This is a genomic window from Pseudomonas sp. BIGb0278, assembly GCF_024809895.1.
Classification (GTDB): domain Bacteria; phylum Pseudomonadota; class Gammaproteobacteria; order Pseudomonadales; family Pseudomonadaceae; genus Aquipseudomonas; species Aquipseudomonas shirazensis.
Window position 1 is genome coordinate 239813 of the sequence record NZ_JANUEL010000008.1, and the last position, 23273, is coordinate 263085.

Here is a 23273-nt window from a genome sequence, read left to right on the forward strand (position 1 = left end):
TTCAATTCTCTCGACGGTCGCGAATTTCAGGGGACGTCGCTACGACATGCCGGGGCAGGGTCACGCGGATCCGGGTGCCACGCTGCCGTTCGATATCGGCGGGGCTGTCGATGGTGATTTGCCCATAATGCTCTTCCACGATGGAATAGACCAGTGCAAGCCCCAGTCCGGTTCCCTCGCCAGGGTCCTTGGTGGTGAAGAACGGTTCGAACAGACGGTCCATGATGTTTTTCGGAATGCCGCTGCCCTCGTCCTCGACCACCAGGTCGACGGTGTGCTCGCTGACTTCACTGCGCACGCGCACGGCACTGCCGGCGGGCGAGGCATCACGGGCGTTGGACAGCAGGTTGATGAGCACCTGGGCGAGGCGCTGCGGGTCACCCTCGGCCCAGTGATCCGGGTCGCACAGGTTGAAGAACTGCACCTCGAAATTGCGCCGGTTGAGGGCCAGCAGGCCGATCGCATCCTGGGCGACCTCGGCCAGGCACACCGGCTCTTCGTTGTTCTGGTGGCTGCCGCCGGCATGGGCGAAGCTCATCAATGACTGGACGATGCGCGAGACGCGTTTGGTCTGCTCGATGATCTGGCTGGACAGCTCGGTGATCTCGCCATCGTCCTCACGCTCTTCGCGCAGGTTCTGCGCCAGGCAGGCGATGCCGGTGATCGGGTTGCCGATCTCGTGGGCGACCCCGGCGGCAAGGCGGCCAATACTGGCCAGGCGCTCGGAATGCACCAGTTTGTCTTCCAGCGCCTGGGTATCGGTGAGGTCTTCGACCAGCAGTACCAGGCCGCTGTTGCCCGGTGCCAAAGGCTCGTCGATGGCGGCTTTGTGCAGGTTGAGCCAGCGGGTCTGGCCGTCGAGGCCCAGGCGCTGCTTGTGCAGGTGCTCGTCGGGCAGGTCGATAAAGCCCTGTAGCAGCCCGCGCCAGGGCTCGGCGATGGTGACCAGGCGCGAGCCGACCACGTGCTTGGCGGCAATCCCGGTCAGCTCTTCCATGGCCTTGTTCCACATCAGGATCTCTTGATCCTTGGCCAGCGAGCAGACCCCCATGGGCAGTTCCTGCAAGGTCTGGCGGTGGTAACGGCGCAGCGCATCGAGCTCGGCGGCCAGGCCGGTCAGGCGCGAGTGGTAATCCTCAAGACGGCTTTCGATGAAGTGGATATCTTCGGTTACGTAATTTTCGTTGCCGGATTTGTACGGCAAGAAGGTTTCGACCATGTCCTGCGCAACGCTTGGGCCCATCAGACCGGACAGGTTGGCCTCGATGCGATCGCGCAGACGGCGCAGGGCGTAAGGGCGGCGTTCGTCGAACGGCAGGTACAAGTCGCGCAGGGCTTGCTCAACTTCTTTTTGCGCAGCCTTGGCGCCCAGCGGTTTGGCCAGCTGGGTGGCGAACTCCTGCGGCGAAGCGGCGTGCAGTTCACGCCGCTGTGGCCGGCGCACGTTGTCGACCGCACAGGCTTCAGCGGCGCTGACTTCTTCACTGCTGGCGTTGGTGAACAGCGAGATCAGCGTGAACAGCAAGACGTTGGCGGCCAGCGACGCAATCGCCGCCATGTGCCAGCTGGTATCGTCAAGCACATAGATCATGTCCAGCAGCGGGATATAGAAGCCCTGCAGGTTGCCTAGCAGCGGCAACAGCATGGTCACCATCCACACCAGCATGCCCGCCAGCAGGCCGGCGATGAAGCCACGGCGGTTGGCGGTCGGCCAGTACAGCACCGAAAGCACGCCGGGGAGGAACTGCAAGGTGGCGACAAAGGCAACGATGCCGAGGTTGGCCAGACTCTGGTGGTTGTTCTGGGTCAGGTAGAAGACGAAGCCGGCGGTGATGATGGCGACGATCAGCGCGCGCCGGGTCCACTTCAGCCAGCGATAGATATTGCCTTCGGCCGGTGGCTGATACAGCGGTAGCACCAGGTGGTTGAGGGCCATGCCCGACAGCGCCAGGGTGGTGACGATGATCAGCCCGCTGGAAGCCGACAAACCGCCGACGTAAGCCAGCAGTGCCAGTGCTTCATTATTGGCGGCAATGCCCAGGCCGAGGGTGAAATACTCGGGGTTGGTGCTCGCGCCCAGGCGCAGCCCTGCCCACAGGATCAGCGGCACGGCCAGGCTCATCAGCAGCAGGAACAACGGCAGGCCCCAGCTGGCGCTGACCAGTGCGCGCGGGCTGAGGTTTTCGGTAAAGGCCATGTGGTACATGTGCGGCATGACGATCGCCGAGGCGAAGAACACCAGCAGCAACGTGCGCCATGGGCCCTCCTGCAGTGGCGTGTGCAGCGCGGCGAGGGCGGTCTGGTTTTGCAGCAGCCACACTTCCAGGCCGTGTGGGCCGCCGAACACACCATACAGCGCATACAGGCCGACCCCGCCGAGGGCGATCAGCTTGATCACCGACTCGAAGGCGATGGCGAACACCAGCCCTTCGTGTTTCTCGCGGGTGGCGATATGGCGCGAGCCGAAGAAGATGGTGAACAGGGTGATCAGCGCACAAAAGGCGAACGCTACCCGGGCCTTGACCGGCTCGCCGGTGAGGATATTGATCGAGTCGGCCACCGCCTGGATCTGCAGGGCCAGCAGCGGCAGCACGCCAATCAACATGAAGATGGTGGTCAGCGCGCCGGCCCAGGTGCTGCGAAAGCGAAACGCGAGCAGGTCGGCCAGGGATGACAACTGGTAGGTGCGGGTGATCTTCAGGATCGGATAGAGCAGCACCGGCGCCAGCAGAAACGCCCCCGACACGCCCAGGTAACAGGCAAGAAAGCCATAGCCATACTGATAGGCCAGGCCGACCGAGCCGTAGAAGGCCCAGGCGCTGGCGTAGACGCCGAGCGACAAGGTATAGGTCAGCGGGTGACGGATGACCGAACGCGGGATCAGCCCGCGCTCGCTGATCCAGGCGACGCCGAACAGTACCAGCAGGTACCCGGCGCTGATCAGGATCATCTGGGTCAGGCTAAAGCTCATCGGCATCTCGTTGGCTCTGCAGGATGAAGGTGACGACGATCAGGATCAGCCACAGCAGGTACGGGCGGTACCAGGCGCCGGTGGGCTCGATCCACCAGTCCATGATGGCCGGCGAGAACAGGTAGATCCCGACCACCAGCAGCAGGACCAAGCGATAGATGTACATGCGGGCCTCGATGAGTGGGCGCTGCGGGTTTGCACTTAATATTGGCGCAAATCGGCGCCAACGGCCGGGCCGATGCTAGCGGGATTCTACGGCTGTGGGCAAGAAATTGAATTTGCTCGATTTTTACCGCGCGCCAAGGGCTGCAGCGAGCCCTCGGCGCGGGGCCGGCAACTAGCGCAGATTAGCCTCGGCCAAGGTCAATTGGCGGGCGATGGCCTCAGGGCGCCAGCGCTGGCGCGCGATCTCCAGCACCTCAGCCGGGCTGGCCTGCTCAAGCGCAGGCTCGGTCGCTTGGCCCAGTGCACGCAGCGCGCGCAGCAGGAGAGGGGTGGCCTGCTCAGGTGCCAGCGGTGGCGAGCGGTACGATTTACCCAACTTGTGCCCGTCGGGCTGGATCAGCAACGGGATGTGCAGGTAGCGCGGCTGGGAAAAACCCAGCAGTTCTTGCAGGTACAGCTGACGCGGGGTGTTGTCGAGCAAATCGGCGCCGCGCACGATATCGGTAACGCCTTGCCAGGCATCGTCCAACACCACCGCCAGCTGGTAGGCGTACAAACCATCGCGGCGTTGGATGATGAAGTCGCCGACTTCGCGGCCCAGGTGCTGGGCGAACGGCCCTTGCACACGGTCATCGAAGCGATAGCTCAGCTCCGGCACGCGCAAGCGGATCGCCGCGCCCTCGCGGGCGTGACCGGCGTTGCGACAAGTGCCAGGGTAGATGCCGTTGCTGCCCTCCAGTTGCTTGCGCGAGCAGGTGCAGGCGTATGCCAGCCCCTGACGGAACAGGTGCTCGACCACGTCGGCATAGGCAGCATGGCGCTGGCTCTGGTACACCACCTGGCCGTCCCAGTGCAGGCCGTAGCCTTCGAGGGTGCGCAGGATCGCATCGCGTGCGCCGGGCATCTCGCGCGGCGGGTCGGTGTCTTCCATGCGCAGCAGCCAGCGGCCATTGACGGCGCGGGCGTCCAGCCACGAGGCCAGGGCGGCCACCAGCGAGCCGAAGTGCAGGAAACCACTGGGGGTAGGGGCGAAGCGCCCGACGTAGGGGGAGGCAGTCATGGTTTACGTCATCTTCACAATGAAAAACGGGGCGCCTGAGCGCCCCGTTCGATGAAAAGCACGATCAGGCTTTGCCGACCTGCTTTTCTTTCTTCTCTGCCACTTCCTTGCAATCGAAGCACAGGTCAGCGGTAGGGCGAGCTTCCAGACGGCGCAGGCCGATCTCGATGCCACAGGCTTCGCACCAGCCGTATTCCTCGTCGACAATCAACTGCAGGGTCTTGTCGATCTTCTTGATCAGCTTGCGCTCGCGATCGCGGGCGCGCAGTTCAAGGGCGAACTCTTCCTCTTGCGAGGCGCGGTCCGCTGGGTCGGCAAAGTTGGCCGCCTCTTCTTTCATATGGTCAACGGTCTTGTCGACGCCGATCATCAACTCTTGCTTCCAAGCACTCAGGATCTTGGTGAAGTGCTTGCGCATGGGTTCACCCATGTACTCTTCACCCTTGCTCTCCTGATAGGGCTCAACCCCATAAAGGTTCTGACTGGCTTTTTGCTTTTCTAGGGTGGACATGAATAGACCGCCTCTCACTCATCTGATCCAATGCGCAGGATGCTCCATCTCCGGCGACCGCCGGCCCTGCGACTGCGAGCCGCCGAACTTACCAGATAGATCGGGGGTGCGCTACCCCGGCCGATCTCACTGTTGACAGCGGCCCGCGCTACGCGTTCAGTGGCATGTTGACGCTTGATTCACCAGTCTAGATGCATTTCATAGAAGGCCCACAATGGCTCAGTCCTACAGCGCGCGCAGCCGCGCCATCGAACCTTTCCATGTCATGGCCCTGTTGGCCCGCGCCAACGAGCTGCAGGCCGCCGGCCATGACGTGATCCATCTGGAAATCGGCGAGCCGGATTTCACCACCGCCGCGCCGATCGTGGCTGCCGGCCAGGCTGCGCTGGCGGCGGGGCATACCCGTTACACCGCCGCGCGCGGGCTACCCGCACTGCGCGAAGCGATCTCTGCCTTTTATGGCAAGCGCTACGGGCTGGACATCGACCCGCAGCGCATCCTGATCACGCCAGGCGGCTCGGGCGCGCTGCTGTTGGCCAGCAGCTTGCTGGTCGACCCCGGCAAACACTGGCTGCTGGCAGACCCGGGCTACCCGTGCAATCGGCATTTCCTGCGGCTGGTCGAGGGCGCCGCGCAGTTGGTGCCGGTCGGGCCAGAGGTCAATTATCAGCTGACCGCCGAGTTGGTCGCGCAGCACTGGAACCAGGACAGCGTCGGTGCACTGGTGGCCTCGCCGGCCAACCCCACCGGTACCGTGCTCGACCGCGATGAACTGGCCGGCCTGGCGCAAGCGATACGCGCCCGTGATGGCCATCTGGTGGTGGACGAGATCTATCACGGCCTGACCTACGGTATGGATGCGCCGAGTGTGCTCGAAGTGGCCGATGAAGCCTTTGTGCTGAACAGTTTTTCCAAATATTTCGGCATGACCGGCTGGCGCCTGGGCTGGCTGGTCGCGCCGCCGCAGGCGGTGGCCGATCTTGAGAAGCTTGCGCAAAACCTCTACATCAGCGCCCCAAGCATGGCCCAGCACGCCGCGCTGGCCTGTTTCGAGGATGACACCCTGGCCATTCTCGAACAGCGCCGTGGCGAATTTGCCAAGCGCCGCGACTATTTGCTGCCGGCGTTGCGCAACCTTGGCTTCGGCATTGCCGTCGAGCCGCAAGGCGCCTTCTATCTATATGCCGACATCAGCAAGTTCGGTGGCGACGCCTTCGCCTTCTGCCGGCACTTCCTCGAAACCGAACATCTGGCGTTTACTCCGGGCCTGGACTTCGGCCGCCATCAGGCTGGGCACCATGTGCGCTTCGCCTATACCCAGAGCTTGCCGCGGCTGGAACAGGCGGTTGAGCGGTTGGCCCGCGGCCTGCGTAGTTGGCAAGGCTGATGGCGCAGTTTCCTCAACTGGAACAGGGCCGCCTGCTGCGCCGCTACAAGCGCTTTCTGGCCGATATCGAACTGGCCAACGGCGAGCTGCTGACCATTCACTGCCCCAATACCGGTTCGATGCTCAACTGCATGCGCGAAGGCGGGCAGGTCTGGTTCAGTCGCTCCAACGACCCCAAGCGCAAGCTGCCCGGCACCTGGGAAATCAGCGAGACGCCACAGGGCCGGCTGGCCTGCATCAATACCGGCCGGGCCAACGCACTGGTTGAAGAGGCTTTGCACGCCGGGGTGATCAGCGAGCTGGCCGGGTTTACCGCACTCAAGCGCGAGGTGGCCTATGGCAGCGAGCGCAGCCGGATTGATTTTCGTCTGGAGTTTGCCAGTGGGCCTGCCTATGTCGAGGTCAAGAGTGTCACCCTCGGCTACCCGGACAGCGCAGTGGCGGCGTTTCCCGATGCCGTCACTCAGCGCGGTGCCAAGCATCTGCGCGAGCTGGCGGCACTGGCCCGCCAGGGGATTCGTGCGGTGCAGCTGTATTGCGTCAATCTCAGCGGGATCGAAGCGGTGCGGCCTGCCGAAGAAATCGATGCCGCCTACGCCACGGCGTTGCGCTCAGCTGTTGCCGAAGGCGTCGAGGTGATCGCCTACGGCACCTGCCTGGATGCCCAGCAGATTCGCATCGACCGCCCGCTGCCGGTGTTGCTCACGCGCTGAGCCAGATGCCCTGGCTGTCTTCATGGCAGGCCAGGGCGTGCAGCTGCTCGCCCTCGCACGGGCCGGCCACGCACTCGCCACTCTCGATCAGAAACAGCGCCCCATGCTGGGCGCAGTGGATCAGGCTGGCACTGGCATCCAGAAACGTGTCGTCTGCCCAGTTCAACGGGATGCCCTTGTGCGGGCAGCGGTTGCGATAGACAAACACCTGGCCGTGGCGACGCACGGCAAACAGCGCCTGCCCTGCTACGTTGAATGCACGGCTGTGGCCTTCAGCAAGTTGCTCGGAAGCACATAGAAGCTGCATCGCGGGAAATCGTCCTGCGGTAAAAGGTTGGCACAAGGCAGCGCTTGACGCTCAATGAGAATAATTATCAAACTGTGCGCTGTTGCGTTGGCCGACTATGGTGCGCAGTTCTGTCGTGTGCCACAAGGCGCACGGCCTGTCTTCTGTAAAGGAATCCGCTTATGCGCCGTCCTGCTGCTCTGCTTGCCCTGTGCGCTGCACTTGTGATGTCCACTCAGACGGCGGCTGCCGAACTACCGCAGCGCTGGGTCAGTGCCGGCGGTGCCTTGAGTGAGTGGATCAGCGCGCTGGGTGGTGAGCAGCGGCTGGTCGGCGTCGATACCACCAGTCAGCACCCCGAGGCACTGACTGCGCTGCCGAGCATCGGCTATCAGCGCCAATTGTCGGCCGAGGGCATCCTCAGCCTGCGTCCTGATCTGCTGGTCGGCACTGACGAAATGGGCCCGCCGCCGGTGCTGGCGCAGATTCGCCAGGCCGGGGTGCGGGTCGAGGTGTTCTCGAGCAAGCCTGAGCTGGCGGCACTGGATGCCAACCTTGAGAAACTGGGCCGTCTGCTTGGCGAGGACGGCCGCGCCGGGCTGCTCGCTGGACAGTTCCATCATGAGCTGGACGCCGTACAGACCAAGGTCAAACAGGCGCAGGCTGCGCAGAAAGCGCCCGGGGTGTTGCTGCTGGTCGGCCATGCCGGTGCCAAGCCATTGATCGCCGGCGCGGGTACGGCAGGGGACTGGCTGCTGGGCCAGGCCGGCGGGCGTAACCTGGCCGAGCATCAGGGCTACAAGAACTTCTCGGTCGAAGCACTGGCAGCGCTCGACCCCGACGTGGTGGTGATTGCCGACCGCAGCTTGAGTGGTGAGCAGGCGGTGCAAGCGCTGCTCAAGGAAAATCCAGGCCTGGCCAGCTCGCGCGCGGTGCGCGAGAAGCGCCTGGTGTCGCTGGACCCAACCCTGCTGGTGGGCGGCCTCGGCCCGCGTCTGCCGGCGACTCTGCAGCAGCTGGCGGGTGAGTTCTATCCACAGGCCAAGGCCAGCTTCGCCCCATGAAACAGAGGGTTCAGCCGCGCACCTTGTTCATCGGTCTGAGCCTGCTCTGCCTGCTCGCAGTATGGCTGTCGCTGGCGCTGGGGCCGGTCAGCCTGCCATTGCTGGATACCCTGCGCGCCGGCTTGCGCCTGCTCGGCGTGCCGATTGCCGCTGATGGGCTGGAGCAGGCCGAGCTGATCCTGGGGCAGATCCGCCTGCCGCGGACCTTGCTCGGGCTGGCGGTGGGCGCCGTGCTGGCGTTGTCCGGAGTGGCCATGCAAGGCCTGTTTCGCAACCCGCTGGCGGACCCAGGGCTGGTCGGCGTGGCTAGCGGTGCTGCGCTCGGCGCCGCTATTGCGATTGTCGGCGGCAGTTGGCTGGGCGGTATCCCGGAGTGGTTTGCGCCGTATCTGCTGTCGGTGTGTGCCTTTGCCGGTGGCCTTGGAGTCACCGCGCTGGTCTACCGGCTGGGCCGGCGTGACGGTCAAACCAATGTCGCCACGATGCTGCTGGCCGGTATCGCGCTGACTGCCCTGGCCGGCTCGGCAGTGGGCTTGTTCACCTACCTGGCCGATGACGCCACCCTGCGCACCTTGACCTTCTGGAACCTGGGCAGCCTTAACGGCGCCAGCTATGCCCGGCTGTGGCCGTTGCTGGTGGTGACCCTCGCCGTGGCGCTGTGGCTGCCGCGGCGGGCGCAGGCACTCAATGCCTTGCTGTTGGGCGAGTCGGAGGCGCGGCATCTGGGCGTCGAGGTCGAGTCGCTGAAGCGCGAGCTGGTGTTCTGCACGGCCTTGGGCGTAGGCGCAGCAGTGGCCGCCGCCGGGCTGATCGGCTTTATCGGGCTGGTGGTGCCGCACTTGGTGCGGCTGCTGGCCGGGCCGGATCACCGGGTGCTGCTGCCCGCTTCATTGCTTGCCGGCGGCTCGCTGCTACTGTTCGCTGACCTGGTCGCACGGCTGGCGCTGGCGCCCGCCGAACTGCCGATCGGCATCGTTACTGCGTTCATTGGGGCGCCGTTCTTTTTGCTGTTGCTGCTCAAGGGGCGCCACTGATGCTCGAAGCCAAAGGCCTGCACTTGCAGCGTGGTAGCACCGAAGTGCTGCACGATATAAGCCTGAGCCTGATGCCTGGGCAGATCCTTGGTGTGCTGGGCCCCAATGGCGCTGGCAAGAGCAGCCTGCTCGGCGCGCTGTGCGGTGAACTGATCCCCAGTCAGGGCCAGGTGCGCCTTGGCGGGCGGGGCCTGGCCGAATGGGCCGGGCAGGCGCGGGCACGGCAATTGGCGGTGCTGCCGCAGGTGTCCAGCCTTGGCTTTGCCTTTCGCGTTGAAGAAGTGGTCGGTCTTGGCCGCTTGCCCCATGCCAGCGGCCAGCAGCGTGACCGCGAGATCATCGAAGCTGCGCTGCACGCCGCAGATGCCCAGCACCTGCTTGAGCGCAGTTACCTGGCGTTGTCGGGCGGTGAGCGCCAGCGTGTGCATCTGGCGCGGGTGCTGGCGCAATTATGGCCAGGCGAGGCGGGCGCGACGCTGCTGCTCGATGAACCCACCTCGATGCTCGACCCGCTGCACCAGCACACCACCTTGCAGGCCGTGCGCAGCTTTGCCGACCGCGGCGCGGCGGTACTGGTAATCCTGCATGACCTGAACCTGGCCGCGCGCTACTGTGACCAGCTGATGCTGCTCGAGCACGGCCGTTGCCACGCCCTGGCCAGCCCGCGCGAGGTCCTGGCGCCAGAGGCGCTGAAGGCGGTGTTCGGCATCGATGTGCTGGTGCAGGATCATCCTGAACGCGGCCACCCGCTGATCATCATGCGCTAAGGAGCTTGCCCATGATCTGTCGCCTGTTGTTGCTTGGTTTGCTGGTTGTATTTGGCGGCTGTCAGGCGCGACAGGCCAGCCTGCCGCCGCTGCCCGTCTGGCAAGCCAGCGAGGGCCGCACCAGTGCGCAACTGGGGCAGATTCGGGAACTCGCCAGTGGCCGCCTGCTCAGCCCTGAGCAACTGCTGGATGAGTTGGCGCAGGCGCCGCGGGTGCTGGTTGGAGAGAAGCACGACAACCCTGATCACCACGCGCTGCAGCTGTGGCTGCTAAAGGCGCTGCAGGCGCGCCGAGCGCAAGGCAGCCTGCTGTTGGAAATGCTCCAGCCCGAGCAGCAGGCGCGGGTCGACGCGGTGGCTGGCGCCGCGCAACTGCCGGCCGACTTGGGCAAAGCCCTGGCCTGGCAGGACGGCTGGGACTGGGCGCTGTACGGCCCGATCGTGCGCCAGGCGTTGCAGCAGTCGACCCCGCTGCTGGCGGCCAATCTGTCCACCAGCGAAATGCGCCAGGCCTACCGGCAGCCTGCTGCGCTGAGTGGCCAGCGCTCGAGTGCGCCTGCTGTCAAAGCCGAACTGCTCAAGCAAGTGCGTGAGGGGCACTGCGGGCTGCTGCCTGAAAGCCAGTTGCCGGCAATGCTCGCGGTGCAGCAGCAACGCGACCGGCGTATCGCCGAGCGGTTGCTGGCGGCAGCGCAACCGGCGTTACTGTTCGCCGGCAGTGCCCACGTGCGCAACGACCTCGGCGTGCCGCTGCATTTGGCTGATCTCGGCGCCAAGGGCGCGAGCAAAGTCTTGTTGCTGGCCGAAGTCGGCAGCGAAGTGCAGCCGGGCATGGCCGACTATGTCTGGTTTACGGCGGCGCTGCCAGAGCAGGACTACTGCGCCCAGTTGCGCAGCCAGCACTGATCATCCGCGGCTAGCGGCGGCGCTTGAGCCCAAATCGCAGGCAAAAAAAGACCCGGCAAAAAGCCGGGTCAATAACCGTGATTAGCCTGATGAGGAGATAATCTGAGAGTCCGAACCAAGGTCTTTCAAATTACCCAACCAGTCTCGCGACCAGTTGTGATAATCATAACGATTCTCATTTCTGCGTCAATCCCTTCGCTGCAATTTATTTAAGATTTTTCTGCAGCGTGCATTTTGCGTCCAGCTGTTGATTCAGTGCTTCCTTGCGTTCGGCCGGCAAATCATTCCAATGCATGTCGAGCAACGCCCCCTCGATTGCATACAGCAGGACCTTGGACGCGCGAAAGCCTCTACTCTTCACTGCCTGATAAGCGCCGACCGCGCCGAGCCTGCGCAAGTCGGATGCACTGTGGATGCCGACCGCATGCAACCACTGCGCAGAGGTCTTGCCGAGGTTTTTCAGGTGCTGCAACTCATCGTTCATCGAGCCTCCTTGCGATGGCTGAACGGGGGCATATCGAAAATCGTGAGCAGGTCAGACAGGAGTGTAGCGGGGGTTGGCGAATTCGCCCGCAAAGCCCGCCGTGCGCGGCGGGCAGGGCAGCACAGGGCAATTGCTGCCCCGCGCTTTGGAGATGTTACAGGCCGGGCAGGCGCTGACGAATCTGCTCGATCACGGCGTCCATGGCGGCGCCCTGCTGGGTGTCGACGCGGGTGCTGTCGCGCAGCTCCTGCTCGTCCAGCGGGTCGCGGCTGGCCTGCTGAGCCTTGACCACTTCAAGGGTGGCGTCGGAAGGGTCAAGCTGCTCAGCCTGACGCTGTGCCAGCCAGCTTTCGATGACCGCATCCGGCGCGTGGCAATCGAGGATCAGCAATGGCACCCCGGTCTGGTTGGCGACGCTGGCGGCGGCCTGGCGCTGTTCGCGCTTGAGGTAGGTGGCGTCGAGCACTACCGGGAAGCCCGCGCGCAGAATCACGTCGGCCAGTTGATGCAGACGCTGATAGGTAGCGGCGCTGGCATCTTCGGCGTAAATGCCGCCTTGCAGTTGGCCGGCAGCCTGAGCCAGTTGTTCACCGAACAGGCGCTTGCGCTCGACATCGGAGCGCACTCGGATCGCCCCCAGTGCTTCGACCAGGCGCATCGACACGTGGCTTTTGCCCACAGCCGAAACGCCATGGGTAATCGCCAGCAGGCGTGAAGGGATGGCGCTGTAGCTTTCCGCCAGGTTGGCGTAGTTGCGGTAGGTGCGCAGGGTGGTGGCGCGCTGCACGCCATCGGCGTCGGCCGGCATGCTGAACAGGGCGACCTTGGCCCGCACCAGGGCGCGGTAGGCCTTGTAGAAGTTGAGCAGCTCCAGGCCCTGGTAGTCGCCGGTCAGTTCCAGGTACTGGCTGACGAAGCGCCGCGCCAGACACTTCAGGCCACGGTCTTCGAGGTCCATGGCGAGGAAGCCGGTGTCAGCCCAGACATCGGTCATGCGGAATGGCTCGTTGAACTCGATGCAGTCGAAGATCACCACCTTGCCGTCGATCACCGTGGCATTGCCCAAGTGGATGTCACCGTGGCATTCGCGGATGAAGCCGTCACGCTTGCGCGCCTCGAACAGGCCATGCAGGCGGTCGAAGCTGCTGCGGGCCCAGGCTTGCAGGTTGTCCAGCTGCTGCAGGTCGGCCTTGTCGCTGAGGAACGGGCGAATCTGCTCGAAGTTCTGTTCGACCGGTGCCATCACGCTGTCCGGGGTGCCGAATGGCTGCTCGGCGGCGACCTTTGGCGTCTGCTGGTGGAACTCGGCAATCTGCCGCGCCATCTGGTCGATGTGGCTGGCGGTCAGTTCACCGTTGGCCTGCAGCGTGCTGAGCATGTTGCTCTGGGGGAACTGGCGCATGCGCAGGGCGAACTCGATCGGTGCACCTGCGCCGCCCAGTTGCGGCGCCTCGGCGCTGCCGGTGATCGGCAGCACGTCCAGGTACAGGTCGTCGGTCAGGCGCTGGTTCAGGCGCAGTTCTTCGTTACAAAAGTGTTCACGCTGGTCGAGGCCGGTGAAGTCGAGAAAACCGAAGTTCATCGGTTTCTTGATCTTGTAGGCGTACTCACCGGTGAGCAGGACCCAGGAGATGTGCGTCTCGATAAGCTGGAAGCCGCTGACCGGGTGCGGGTAAAGGGCGGGGTTCTGCAGGGCACTGATGAGGGCTTGGCTCACGGGCAATCCTTCCGGGATAAGGGAATTCGAATGCGCCATTATGGTCAATGGTGCCGTCCCTGCATACCGCCGGGCCTGCCTTGACTAAAGTGCGTATAATCCGCCGCCATGACTCGATCCCGAAATTCCCGTACTGCGCAAAAACGCTCGCCTGGTCGCTCGCGCGTCTGGCTGGGCTGGGCTCTCAAACTGAGCCTGGTCGGCCTGGTGCTGCTCGCCGGCTTTGCTATCTACCTCGATGCCATCGTCCAGGAGAAGTTCTCCGGCAAGCGCTGGACCATCCCGGCCAAAGTGTATGCCCGGCCGCTGGAGCTGTTCGTCGGCCAGAAGCTGAGCAAGGACGACTTCCTCACCGAACTCGACGCCCTTGGCTACCGCCGTGAAACCGCGGCCAATGGCCCAGGCGCGGCGTCGGTCAACGGCAACAATGTCGACCTGAACACCCGCGGCTTCCAATTCTATGAAGGCCTGGAACCTGCGCAGTTCGTGCGTGTGCGCTTCTCGGGCGATTATGTGGCCGGCATGACTGGCGCCAATGGCGGCAAGCTCGATGTGGTCCGGCTCGAGCCGCTGATGATCGGCGGCATCTACCCGAAAAACCTCGAAGATCGCATCCTGATCAAGATCGATCAGGTGCCTCCGTACCTGCTGGAAACCCTGGTTGCCACCGAAGACCGCGACTTCTACAGCCACTTTGGTGTGTCACCCAAGGGCATCGCCCGGGCGATCTGGGTCAACACTTCGTCCGGCGCCATGCGCCAGGGCGGTAGTACCCTGACTCAACAGCTGGTAAAAAACTTCTACCTGACCAGCGAACGCAGCCTGACGCGCAAGCTGACCGAAGCGATGATGGCCGTATTGCTCGAAATGCATTACGACAAGCGCGAGATTCTCGAGGCCTACCTCAACGAGGTCTTTGTCGGTCAGGATGGCCAACGTGCTGTGCATGGCTTCGGTCTGGCCAGCCAGTTCTTCTTCAGCCAGCCGCTGCAAGAGCTCAAGCTGCACCAGATCGCCTTGCTGGTGGGCATGGTCAAGGGCCCGTCCTACTACAACCCGCGGCGCTCGCCTGAGCGTGCGCTGGTGCGCCGTAACCTGGTCCTCGACCTGTTGGCCGAGCAGGGTGTGGCCAGCCAGGAAGTAGTCGACGCGGCGAAGAAAATGCCACTGGGCGTGACCAAGCGCGGCAGCCTCGCCGATAGCTCGTTCCCGGCCTTCCTTGATCTGGTCAAGCGTCAGCTGCGCCAGGACTACCGTGACGAAGACTTGACCGAAGAAGGCCTGCGCATCTTCACCAGCTTCGACCCGATCCTGCAGATGAAGGCCGAGACTGCCATGAGCGAGACGTTCAAGCGTCTGGCCGGGCGCAAGGGCTCGGATGCGGTCGAGTCGGCGATGGTCGTGACCAATCCGGAAACCGGCGAAGTCCAGGCCTTGATCGGCAGCCGCCAGTCCGGCTTTGCCGGCTTCAACCGCGCCATCGATGCAGTGCGCCCGATCGGCTCGCTGGTGAAGCCGGCGGTGTACCTCAGTGCACTGGAAAAACCGAGCAAGTACACCCTGACCAGTTGGCTGCAAGACGAGCCGTTCTCGGTCAAGGGTGCGGATGGCCAGGTCTGGCGTCCACAGAACTACGACCGCCGTGCGCATGGCACTATCTACCTGTATCAAGGCCTGGCCAACTCGTACAACCTGTCGACCGCCAAGCTAGGCCTGGAAGTCGGCGTGCCGAACGTGCTCAAGACCATCGGTCGGCTCGGCGTCAATGTCGACTGGCCGGCGTTCCCGTCGATGTTGCTCGGCGCTGGCGGGATGTCGCCGATGCAGGTCGCGACCATGTACCAAACCATCGCCAACGGTGGCTTCAACACGCCGATGCGCGGCATTCGCAGTGTGCTCACCGCCGAAGGCGAGCCGCTCAAACGCTACCCGTTCCAGATCCAGCAGAGCTTCGATCCAGGTGCCATTTATCTGGTCCAGAACGCCATGCAGCGGGTCATGCGTGAAGGTACCGGGCGTTCGGTCTACAGTGTCCTGCCAAGCTCGCTGACGCTGGCCGGCAAGACCGGCACCAGTAACGATTCGCGCGACAGCTGGTTCTCCGGTTTCAGCCAGGATCTGCTGGCGGTGGTCTGGCTCGGCCGCGACGACAACGGCAAGACACCGTTCACCGGCGCCACCGGTGCGTTGCAGGTCTGGACCAGCTTCATGCGCAAGGCCGACCCGTTGCCACTGGACATGCCGCAGCCGGACAACATCGTCCAGGCCTGGATCGACCCATACAGCGGGCAGGGCTCGGACAGCAGCTGTCCGGGAGCAGTGCAGATGCCGTATATTCGCGGCAGCGAACCGGCCGCTGGCGCTGCCTGCGGTGGTGAACAGCAACCGGCCGACTCGGTCATGGATTGGGTCAAGGGTTGGATGAATTGAGCACTGCGGGCCGGCGGGGATGACCCACTGGCCCGTAGCCGCATTTAGAGAGGGTAACAAGTGAACAAGTGGTGGCTTCCTGCCTTGACCGCGCTGGCCATGCTCCATGGCTGCGCCAGCGTTCCACGCGGCAACATTCCGGTGGTCGACTCGAGCACCCGGGTATCCAACAGCGAGCGGGTCACCGCCAACCAGCGCACGCCGGTTACCGCCAATGGCACCAGCCAGGCGCAGTCGCTGCCTGAGGACTCCGGCGTGACCGTGATGATCCCGCAAGGCGCCGGTGCTTCGTCGATCCAGACCTTCCCGGCTGGCAACGCGGCGCCGATCAGCAGCGCGCCGATCGATACCACGCCGATTACCACCAACCCCAACCCGATTGCCGACGAGCCTTTCGACATCGCCTCGATGAACAGCACCCCGGCGGCGACCAGTGCGCCTACCGGTATCCCGCGCAGCGCGCCAGCTGGCGGCCTGTCGGCTGACGAGCAGCTCGATGGCCCGGTGCTGGCGCTGTTGACCACGGCCCAGCAGCAACAAGGCGGTGGCGACCTCAATGGCGCTTCGTCGAGCCTTGAGCGCGCCCAGCGCATTGCCCCGCGCGAGCCGCAGGTGCTGTTCCGCCTGGCCCAGGTGCGCCTGGCCCAGGGTGATTCGGCCCAGGCCGAGCAACTCGCACGCCGCGCGCTGACCTACGCCAATGGTCGCCCAAGCTTACAAGCGGAGCTGTGGAACACCATTGCCCAGGCCCGTGAGAAGCAGGGTGACAGCGCCGGCGCCGCACTGGCTCGGCAGAAAGCCCGGGTCAATCTGTAATGGTCGAGCAACGCATTCTCGACATCGCCGACCATTTGCTGCTGATCGAGCACGAGTTGCGCAGTCAGGGCTGGTGGAGCGAGCAGGCACCCAGTGCCGAAGCGCTGGCCAGTGTCACGCCGTTTGCGGTCGATGTGATGAGCTTTGAGCAGTGGCTGCAGTGGATTTTCCTGCCACGCATGGCGTTCATCCTCGAACACGCCCAGCCGCTGCCGAACGCCTCGGGCATTCTGGTCATGGCTGAAACGGTTTTCAGTGATCGCCCGGAGCAAAGTCGCGAGCTGCGCCGACTATTGGCTGAATTTGACCAATTGATCGGCACATCCGCCTGATTTCTGCTCTTTTTCAGACTAGAGCCGCAGATTGCGGCTCTTTTTTTGGTTTTTGTTTGGTTTTCTGCTGCTGTGAACTGTATTCGTGGTGGAACAAATTCATCTCGAGGAAAAATTGGCAATAATTTTTCTTGACATAACCTCGGCGAATCACAAGAATCAGGTTCCGCTTTAGAGGGACTGCCAGAAGCAGACCCGCTAAGCAGATCATGAGGCGCATACCCGCGCCGACTTGTAACACCCCGCAACGCGTTACCTCGCGCTGGGTGGGAAAACCCCGCAACACTCTGGGGCGCTCCCAATACTTGCTCAGTCAGTGCTGACGTTCGCTCGTGCTCTGCTTGGCAGTAAACCTATTAAGACCCGTCCATCAGGGACGGTATTCTGGCGTTTTAGAGGTGAACAACGTGGAGCTTTTATCTGGCGCTGAGATGGTCGTCCGCTTCTTGCGTGACGAAGGCGTTAAGCACATCTACGGGTACCCTGGCGGTGCTCTCCTTCATGTATACGACGCGCTGTTCAAAGAGCCGGAAGTCGAGCACATCCTGGTTCGTCACGAGCAGGCTGCAACCCACATGGCTGACGGCTATGCCCGTGCCACCGGCAAGGCTGGCGTAGTGCTGGTGACTTCCGGCCCGGGTGCAACCAATGCCATCACCGGTATTGCCACCGCGTACATGGACTCGATTCCGATGGTGATCCTGTCGGGCCAGGTGCCTAGCACCATGGTCGGCACCGACGCCTTCCAGGAAACCGACATGATCGGTATTTCCCGGCCGATCGTGAAGCACAGCTTCATGATCAAGCATGCCTCGGAAATCCCCGAAGTCATGAAAAAGGCCTTCTACCTGGCGCAATCCGGTCGTCCTGGCCCGGTCGTGGTCGACATTCCAAAAGATATGACCAACCCGGCCGAGAAGTTCGAGTACGTCTATCCGAAGAAGGTCAAGCTGCGTTCCTACAGCCCGGCCGTACGTGGTCACTCGGGGCAGATCCGCAAGGCAGCCGAGATGATCCTCGCCGCCAAGCGTCCGATCGTCTACTCCGGGGGTGGTGTGATCCTCGGTGGTGGCTCCGAGACCCTGACCGAGATCGCCAAGTCGCTGAACCTGCCGGTCACCAACACCCTGATGGGCTTGGGTGGCTTCCCCGGTACCGACCGCCAGTTCCTCGGCATGCTCGGTATGCATGGCAGCTTCACCGCCAACCAGGCGATGCACCATGCCGACGTGATCCTGGCTGTCGGCGCGCGTTTCGATGACCGTGTGATCAACGGCCCGGCCAAGTTCTGCCCGAATGCCAAGATCATCCACATCGACATCGACCCGGCGTCCATCTCGAAAACGATCAAGGCCGACGTGCCGATCGTAGGTCCAGTCGACAGCGTGCTCAGCGAGATGCTGGCGATCTTCAAGGAAATCGGTCAGCAGCCTGAAAAGGCTGCGCTGGATGCCTGGTGGAAGCAGATCGACGAATGGCGTGGCGACCGCGGCCTGTTCCCTTACGACAAGGGCGACGGCAGCGTGATCAAACCGCAGACCGTGATCGAAACCCTGTGTGAAGTGACCAATGGCGATGCTTACATCACCTCCGATGTCGGCCAGCACCAGATGTTCGCTTCGCAGTATTACCGCTTCAACAAGCCGAACCGCTGGATCAACTCCGGTGGCCTGGGCACCATGGGCTTCGGCTTCCCGGCGGCGATGGGCGTCAAGCTCAACTTCCCCGACCAGGACGTGGCCTGTGTGACCGGCGAAGGCAGCATCCAGATGAACATCCAGGAGCTGTCTACCTGCATGCAGTACGGCCTGCCGGTGAAGATCGTCAACATGAACAACGGTGTGCTGGGCATGGTTCGCCAGTGGCAGGACATGGCCTACAACGGCCGTCACTCGCATTCGTATGTCGAATCGCTGCCGGACTTCGTCAAACTGGTCGAGGCCTATGGCCACGTCGGTATCCGCATCACCAGCCTCAAGGACCTCAAGCCCAAGCTGGAAGAAGCGTTCGCCATGAAAGACCGGCTGGTGTTCATCGATATCGCGATTGACCGCACCGAGCACGTCTACCCGATGCAGATCAAAGACGGCTCGATGCGCGACATGTGGCTGAGCAAGACGGAGCGTACCTGATATGCGGCACATCATTTCCCTGCTGCTGGAAAACGAACCCGGTGCCTTGTCTCGCGTGGTCGGCCTGTTTTCCCAGCGCAACTACAACATTGAAAGCCTGACCGTGGCGCCGACCGAGGACCCAACCCTCTCGCGCCTGACCCTGACTACCGTTGGTCATGACGAGGTGATCGAGCAGATCACCAAGAACCTGAACAAGCTGGTAGAAGTGGTGAAGCTGGTCGACCTGTCGGAGAGCGCGCACATCGAGCGCGAATTGATGCTGGTCAAGGTCAAGGCAACCGGCGCCCAGCGCGCCGAGATCAAACGCACCACGGATATTTTCCGTGGGCAGATCGTCGACGTCACCGCCAGTGTGTATACCGTGCAACTGAGCGGCACCAGCGACAAGCTGGACAGCTTCATCCAGGCGATCGGCACTGCATCGATTCTCGAAACCGTGCGCAGCGGCGTTACCGGCATTGCCCGTGGCGACAAAGTGCTCAGCGTCTAACTTAAACAAATAGCTATGGCTCCGCAGGGGCCGAGATCTAACAGGGGTATTTCATGAAAGTTTTCTACGACAAAGACTGCGACCTTTCCATCATCCAGGGTAAGAAAGTCGCCATCATCGGCTACGGTTCGCAAGGCCACGCTCAGGCATGCAACCTGAAAGACTCCGGTGTAGACGTAACTGTCGGTCTGCGTAAAGGCTCGGCTACCGTTGCCAAGGCAGAAGCTCACGGCCTGAAAGTGGCTGACGTGGCTTCGGCTGTCGCTGCTGCCGACCTGGTCATGATCCTGACCCCGGACGAATTCCAGGGCACTCTGTACAAGACCGAAATCGAGCCGAACATCAAGAAAGGCGCCACCCTGGCCTTCTCCCACGGCTTCGCGATCCACTACAACCAGGTCGTGCCACGTGCTGACCTCGACGTGATCATGATCGCGCCGAAGGCCCCAGGCCACACCGTGCGTTCCGAGTTCGTCAAAGGCGGCGGCATCCCTGACCTGATCGCTATCTACCAGGACGCCTCGGGCAACGCCAAGAACGTTGCTCTGTCGTACGCTGCAGGCGTCGGCGGCGGCCGTACCGGCATCATCGAAACCACCTTCAAGGACGAGACTGAAACCGACCTGTTCGGCGAGCAGGCTGTTCTGTGTGGCGGTACCGTCGAGCTGGTCAAAGCCGGTTTCGAAACCCTGGTTGAAGCTGGCTACGCGCCAGAAATGGCCTACTTCGAGTGCCTGCACGAACTGAAACTGATCGTTGACCTCATGTACGAAGGCGGTATCGCCAACATGAACTACTCGATCTCCAACAACGCCGAATACGGTGAGTACGTGACTGGCCCTGAGGTCATCAACGCCGAATCGCGTCAGGCCATGCGCAACGCTCTGAAGCGCATCCAGGACGGCGAATACGCCAAGATGTTCATCTCCGAAGGTGCTACCAACTACCCATCGATGACCGCCAAGCGTCGTAACAACGCCGCCCACGGTATCGAAGTGATCGGTGAGCAGCTGCGTTCCATGATGCCTTGGATCTCGGCCAACAAAATCGTCGACAAGACCAAGAACTGAGTCTTTGCGATGAGATGAAAAACGCGGCTTAGGCCGCGTTTTTTCGTTTAAGCGGCGCGCTTCTGGTATAAAGCGACCAGTGGCTTGCCGTCAGTTTGTGCTTCGCAAGCCTGTATCGAACATTTTCCAATCAAGGTAATTTTCATGAGCGAACGTCCCGAAGAGCCGAACACGCCCTCCGACGCCGAAAGCCTGCTACCTGTAGATGAGCACGTTGAAGAAGGGCATGACGCCGAAGGGCGCAAGGTCCGTCACCGCGGTATCTACCTGCTGCCCAACCTGTTCACCACGGCCAACCTGTTCGCCGGCTTCTACTCGATCATCAGCTCTATCAGTGCGCAGAGCGCCATGAGCGCAGGTGACCCGCGCGAGGCGAGCAAGTACTTCGCCTTTGCCGCTATTGCCATTTTCGTGGCCATGGTGCTCGACGGCCTGGATGGCCGGGTAGCACGCATGACCAACACCCAGAGCGCATTCGGCGCTGAGTACGACTCGCTGTCGGACATGGTCGCCTTCGGCGTGGCGCCGGCGCTGCTGGCATTCGGCTGGGCACTGGGTGACATGGGCAAGGTCGGCTGGATGGTTGCTTTCATCTATGTTGCTGGTGCTGCCCTGCGTCTGGCACGCTTCAACACCCAGGTCGGCACTGCTGACAAACGTTACTTCATCGGCCTGGCCAGCCCGGCTGCGGCAGGCGTGGTGGCGGGTACCGTATGGGCCTTCAGCGATTTCGGCATTCAGGGCTCGAAGCTGTCGTTCCTGGTGGCGCTGCTGGTGGCGGCTGCGGGCATGCTGATGGTCAGCAACGTCAAGTACAACAGCTTCAAGGAACTCGACCTGCGCGGGCGGGTGCCGTTCGTGGCGATCCTTGCAGTGGTGCTGGTGTTCGCCGTGGTATTCAGCGACCCGCCGCGCATTCTGCTGTTGATCTTCCTCGGTTATGCCGTGTCGGGCCCGGTGCAGTATCTGCTGCGGGTACGTCGGCAAAAAAACTGAAGTTGATTTAATGACGGAATAACCTTCCGGCTCCATAGTCTTACGGGTACATCAGTTGCCCGTACTGTGGAGCCGTTATGCTCATCAAGATCGCTCGTCCATCCGACTGCAAAGCGTCGGAGATCACCCCTGAAGGTATCTACCTTTCTCGCCGTACCATGCTGGGTGCCTCCCTGGCGGGTGCCGCCGTGGCCGCATTGCCTGGCGTTGCGCTTGGCGCCGAGCCTTCGCGCTATGCCGATGTCGAACCTGGCGCCGCGCCGGGCTGGTTCAAGGACAAGCTCGGCGCTACCCGGTGGGGCGCAGTGATGGTGGAGAACGAGGCGATCACGCCGTTCAAGGACGCCACCCACTACAACAACTTCTATGAATTCGGCACCGACAAGGGTGATCCAGCCGCGAATGCCGGCAGCCTGAAAACCGAGCCGTGGAGCCTGGTGGTGGATGGCGAGGTGGCCAAGCCAGGGCGCTATGCGCTGGAAGACTTCGTCAAACCCTATCAGCTGGAAGAGCGTATCTATCGGCTGCGCTGCGTCGAGGCCTGGTCGATGGTGATCCCGTGGTTGGGCTTTAGCCTGGCGCAGGTGCTCAAGCAGGTCGAGCCGACTTCGAAGGCGCGCTACCTGCGTTTCGAAACCCTGCAGGACCCAAAAGTAATGCCCGGCCAGCGCTCATCGTTTGCCTTGATCGACTGGCCCTACGTGGAAGGCCTGCGCCTGGACGAGGCGATGAAACCCTTGGCGATTCTTGCGGTGGGCATGTATGGACGTGAACTGCCTAACCAGAATGGTGCGCCACTGCGGCTGATCGTGCCGTGGAAGTACGGCTTCAAAAGCATCAAGTCGATCGTGCGCATCAGCCTGGTGGCGGAGCAGCCGCAAACTACCTGGGAGCGCCTGGCGCCGACCGAGTATGGCTTCTATGCCAACGTCAACCCGACGGTCGATCATCCACGCTGGACTCAGGCCCGTGAGCGGCGGCTGCCGAGTGGCCTGTTCAGCCCGAACGTGCGCGACACCTTGATGTTCAACGGCTATGGCGATGAAGTCGCGTCGTTGTACAGCGACCTTGATCTGCGGAAGAACTACTGATGCGCTATCCCTGGTTGCGCCTGGGCATCTTTGTGCTGGGCTGCCTGTTCCCCAGCTGGTGGCTGTATGAGGCGGCGACCAACCAGCTCGGCCCCGACCTGGGCAAGATCATCATGGACCGGTTGGGCCTGGGGGCGCTGATCTTCCTGTTGATCACCTTGAGCATGACGCCACTGCAGCGGCTTACGGGCTGGTCGGGGTGGATCGTGATCCGCCGGCAACTGGGGCTGTGGAGCTTTGCTTATATAGTGCTGCATATGATCACCTACATGGTGTTCATCCTCGGCCTGGACTGGGGGCAGTTCGGCGTTGAGTTGCGCAAGCGGCCGTACATCATTGTCGGTGCGCTGGCCTTCCTCGGCTTGCTGGCCTTGGCGCTGACTTCCAATCGTTACAGTCAGCGGCGCCTGGGTGCGCGTTGGAAGAAGCTGCACAAGCTGGTGTACGTGATTCTTGGGCTGGGTTTGCTGCATTTCCTGTGGATCGTGCGCTCGGACCTTAAAGAGTGGGCGATCTATGCCTCGATCGGCGCATTGCTGTTGCTGCTGCGGGTTCCGCTGGTGGCGCGGCGCGTTCCACGGTTGATCGGCAGGCGGGGCAGGGCGGTGTGAGAGGCTTGCTCCAGTGATATTGCACAAAGCTGAAATTAACGGTTGACGGGTTTCTGTAAGCGCTTATAATGCGCCCCACTTCCAGCGTAGTTGGAGCGGAAAACTCCTTGAGTTTCAAAGAGTTAGAAGTTTCAGGGATGCTTCAAGGGCTTCGATCGAAAGATCGTCAGCGGTGAAAAAGGCAGTTGACAGCAGGTTGTAACGCTGTAGAATTCGCCTCCCGCTACGAGAGATCGCA

At 62.6% G+C, this 23273-nt stretch carries 22 protein-coding genes; 15 read left to right on the forward strand and 7 right to left on the reverse strand.

The window, feature by feature from the left end; all coding sequences use genetic code 11:
* Nucleotide 1 precedes the first annotated feature (1 nt).
* The 4 genes from M2396_RS22865 to dksA all read right to left on the reverse strand — a co-directional run bounded on the left by M2396_RS22865 (nt 2) and on the right by dksA (nt 4707).
* Nucleotides 2-2977 carry a sensor histidine kinase gene (locus M2396_RS22865; RefSeq protein WP_178080795.1) on the reverse strand — a complete coding sequence of 992 codons (2976 nt, stop codon included), beginning with the start codon at nt 2975-2977 and terminating at the stop codon, nt 2-4.
* On the reverse strand, nt 2961-3137 hold the full coding sequence (locus tag M2396_RS22870; RefSeq protein WP_003250005.1) for a hypothetical protein: 177 nt from the start codon (nt 3135-3137) through the stop codon (nt 2961-2963). The genes M2396_RS22865 and M2396_RS22870 overlap by 17 nt, the downstream gene beginning before the upstream one ends.
* A 171-nt stretch (nt 3138-3308) precedes the next feature.
* Entirely contained in the window at nt 3309-4196 is an 888-nt protein-coding gene (gene gluQRS, locus M2396_RS22875) for a tRNA glutamyl-Q(34) synthetase GluQRS (RefSeq protein WP_188036675.1), read from the reverse strand.
* 64 nt (nt 4197-4260) lie between these two features.
* Nucleotides 4261-4707 carry an RNA polymerase-binding protein DksA gene (gene dksA, locus M2396_RS22880; RefSeq protein ID WP_101322139.1) on the reverse strand — a complete coding sequence of 149 codons (447 nt, stop codon included), beginning with the start codon at nt 4705-4707 and terminating at the stop codon, nt 4261-4263.
* Nucleotides 4708-4921: 214 nt separating this feature from the next.
* Here dksA and M2396_RS22885 point away from each other — a divergent pair, with 214 nt between their 5' ends.
* Together M2396_RS22885 and sfsA are read left to right on the forward strand one after the other, a co-directional pair.
* The gene (locus M2396_RS22885; RefSeq protein WP_181088880.1) at nt 4922-6094 is read left to right on the forward strand and encodes a pyridoxal phosphate-dependent aminotransferase; all 1173 of its coding nucleotides are present in this window, start codon (nt 4922-4924) and stop codon (nt 6092-6094) included.
* Nucleotides 6094-6807 (forward strand): DNA/RNA nuclease SfsA, encoded by a 714-nt coding sequence (gene sfsA / locus M2396_RS22890; protein WP_150571329.1) that lies wholly within the window; start codon nt 6094-6096, stop codon nt 6805-6807. The genes M2396_RS22885 and sfsA overlap by 1 nt, the downstream gene beginning before the upstream one ends.
* On the opposite strand, the gene M2396_RS22895 is transcribed toward sfsA, so the two are convergent.
* A complete protein-coding gene (locus tag M2396_RS22895; RefSeq protein ID WP_150571330.1) occupies nt 6797-7114 on the reverse strand; it encodes a Rieske 2Fe-2S domain-containing protein in 318 nt (105 codons plus the stop codon). The two genes, sfsA and M2396_RS22895, sit on opposite strands and share 11 nt — an antisense overlap.
* Before the next feature lie 161 nt (nt 7115-7275).
* Here M2396_RS22895 and M2396_RS22900 point away from each other — a divergent pair, with 161 nt between their 5' ends.
* From M2396_RS22900 to M2396_RS22915, 4 genes are read left to right on the forward strand one after another with little or no spacing between them, the layout of a single operon-like run.
* Nucleotides 7276-8157 (forward strand): hemin ABC transporter substrate-binding protein, encoded by an 882-nt coding sequence (locus M2396_RS22900; protein ID WP_150571331.1) that lies wholly within the window; start codon nt 7276-7278, stop codon nt 8155-8157.
* A 50-nt stretch (nt 8158-8207) separates the two neighbouring features.
* A complete protein-coding gene (locus tag M2396_RS22905) occupies nt 8208-9191 on the forward strand; it encodes an iron ABC transporter permease (RefSeq protein WP_181108667.1) in 984 nt (327 codons plus the stop codon).
* Entirely contained in the window at nt 9188-9958 is a 771-nt protein-coding gene (locus tag M2396_RS22910; protein ID WP_409035115.1) for a heme ABC transporter ATP-binding protein, read from the forward strand. Before M2396_RS22905 ends, M2396_RS22910 begins: the two co-directional genes overlap by 4 nt.
* Nucleotides 9959-9969: 11 nt before the next feature.
* A complete protein-coding gene (locus M2396_RS22915) occupies nt 9970-10863 on the forward strand; it encodes a ChaN family lipoprotein (protein WP_259078881.1) in 894 nt (297 codons plus the stop codon).
* A 205-nt stretch (nt 10864-11068) separates the two neighbouring features.
* Here the strand turns inward: M2396_RS22915 and M2396_RS22920 are convergent, their stop codons facing one another.
* Together M2396_RS22920 and M2396_RS22925 are read right to left on the reverse strand one after the other, a co-directional pair.
* Nucleotides 11069-11347 (reverse strand): TfoX/Sxy family protein, encoded by a 279-nt coding sequence (locus M2396_RS22920; protein WP_101322131.1) that lies wholly within the window; start codon nt 11345-11347, stop codon nt 11069-11071.
* 154 nt (nt 11348-11501) lie between these two features.
* Entirely contained in the window at nt 11502-13064 is a 1563-nt protein-coding gene (locus M2396_RS22925; protein WP_259078884.1) for a bifunctional aminoglycoside phosphotransferase/ATP-binding protein, read from the reverse strand.
* Nucleotides 13065-13172: 108 nt separating this feature from the next.
* Between M2396_RS22925 and mrcB the strand changes: the two genes are divergently transcribed.
* The 9 genes from mrcB to msrQ all read left to right on the forward strand — a co-directional run bounded on the left by mrcB (nt 13173) and on the right by msrQ (nt 23035).
* Entirely contained in the window at nt 13173-15494 is a 2322-nt protein-coding gene (mrcB, locus tag M2396_RS22930; protein ID WP_101322129.1) for a penicillin-binding protein 1B, read from the forward strand.
* A gap of 60 nt (nt 15495-15554) precedes the next feature.
* Nucleotides 15555-16310, forward strand: coding sequence for a M48 family metallopeptidase (locus tag M2396_RS22935; RefSeq protein ID WP_101322128.1), 756 nt, complete (start codon nt 15555-15557; stop codon nt 16308-16310).
* Nucleotides 16310-16642 carry a YqcC family protein gene (locus M2396_RS22940; RefSeq protein ID WP_101322127.1) on the forward strand — a complete coding sequence of 111 codons (333 nt, stop codon included), beginning with the start codon at nt 16310-16312 and terminating at the stop codon, nt 16640-16642. Before M2396_RS22935 ends, M2396_RS22940 begins: the two co-directional genes overlap by 1 nt.
* A 407-nt stretch (nt 16643-17049) precedes the next feature.
* A complete protein-coding gene (locus M2396_RS22945) occupies nt 17050-18774 on the forward strand; it encodes an acetolactate synthase 3 large subunit (protein WP_103438855.1) in 1725 nt (574 codons plus the stop codon).
* Nucleotide 18775: 1 nt separating this feature from the next.
* Entirely contained in the window at nt 18776-19267 is a 492-nt protein-coding gene (ilvN, locus tag M2396_RS22950; RefSeq protein WP_101322126.1) for an acetolactate synthase small subunit, read from the forward strand.
* Nucleotides 19268-19320: 53 nt separating this feature from the next.
* Entirely contained in the window at nt 19321-20337 is a 1017-nt protein-coding gene (gene ilvC / locus M2396_RS22955; RefSeq protein WP_101322125.1) for a ketol-acid reductoisomerase, read from the forward strand.
* A 144-nt stretch (nt 20338-20481) separates the two neighbouring features.
* Nucleotides 20482-21333, forward strand: coding sequence for a CDP-diacylglycerol--serine O-phosphatidyltransferase (gene pssA, locus M2396_RS22960; protein WP_101322124.1), 852 nt, complete (start codon nt 20482-20484; stop codon nt 21331-21333).
* A 77-nt stretch (nt 21334-21410) separates the two neighbouring features.
* Complete coding sequence (gene msrP, locus M2396_RS22965; RefSeq protein ID WP_259078888.1) at nt 21411-22424, forward strand: protein-methionine-sulfoxide reductase catalytic subunit MsrP; 1014 nt, start codon at nt 21411-21413, stop codon at nt 22422-22424.
* Nucleotides 22424-23035 (forward strand): protein-methionine-sulfoxide reductase heme-binding subunit MsrQ, encoded by a 612-nt coding sequence (msrQ, locus tag M2396_RS22970; RefSeq protein WP_101322122.1) that lies wholly within the window; start codon nt 22424-22426, stop codon nt 23033-23035. The genes msrP and msrQ overlap by 1 nt, the downstream gene beginning before the upstream one ends.
* Nucleotides 23036-23273 lie beyond the last annotated feature (238 nt).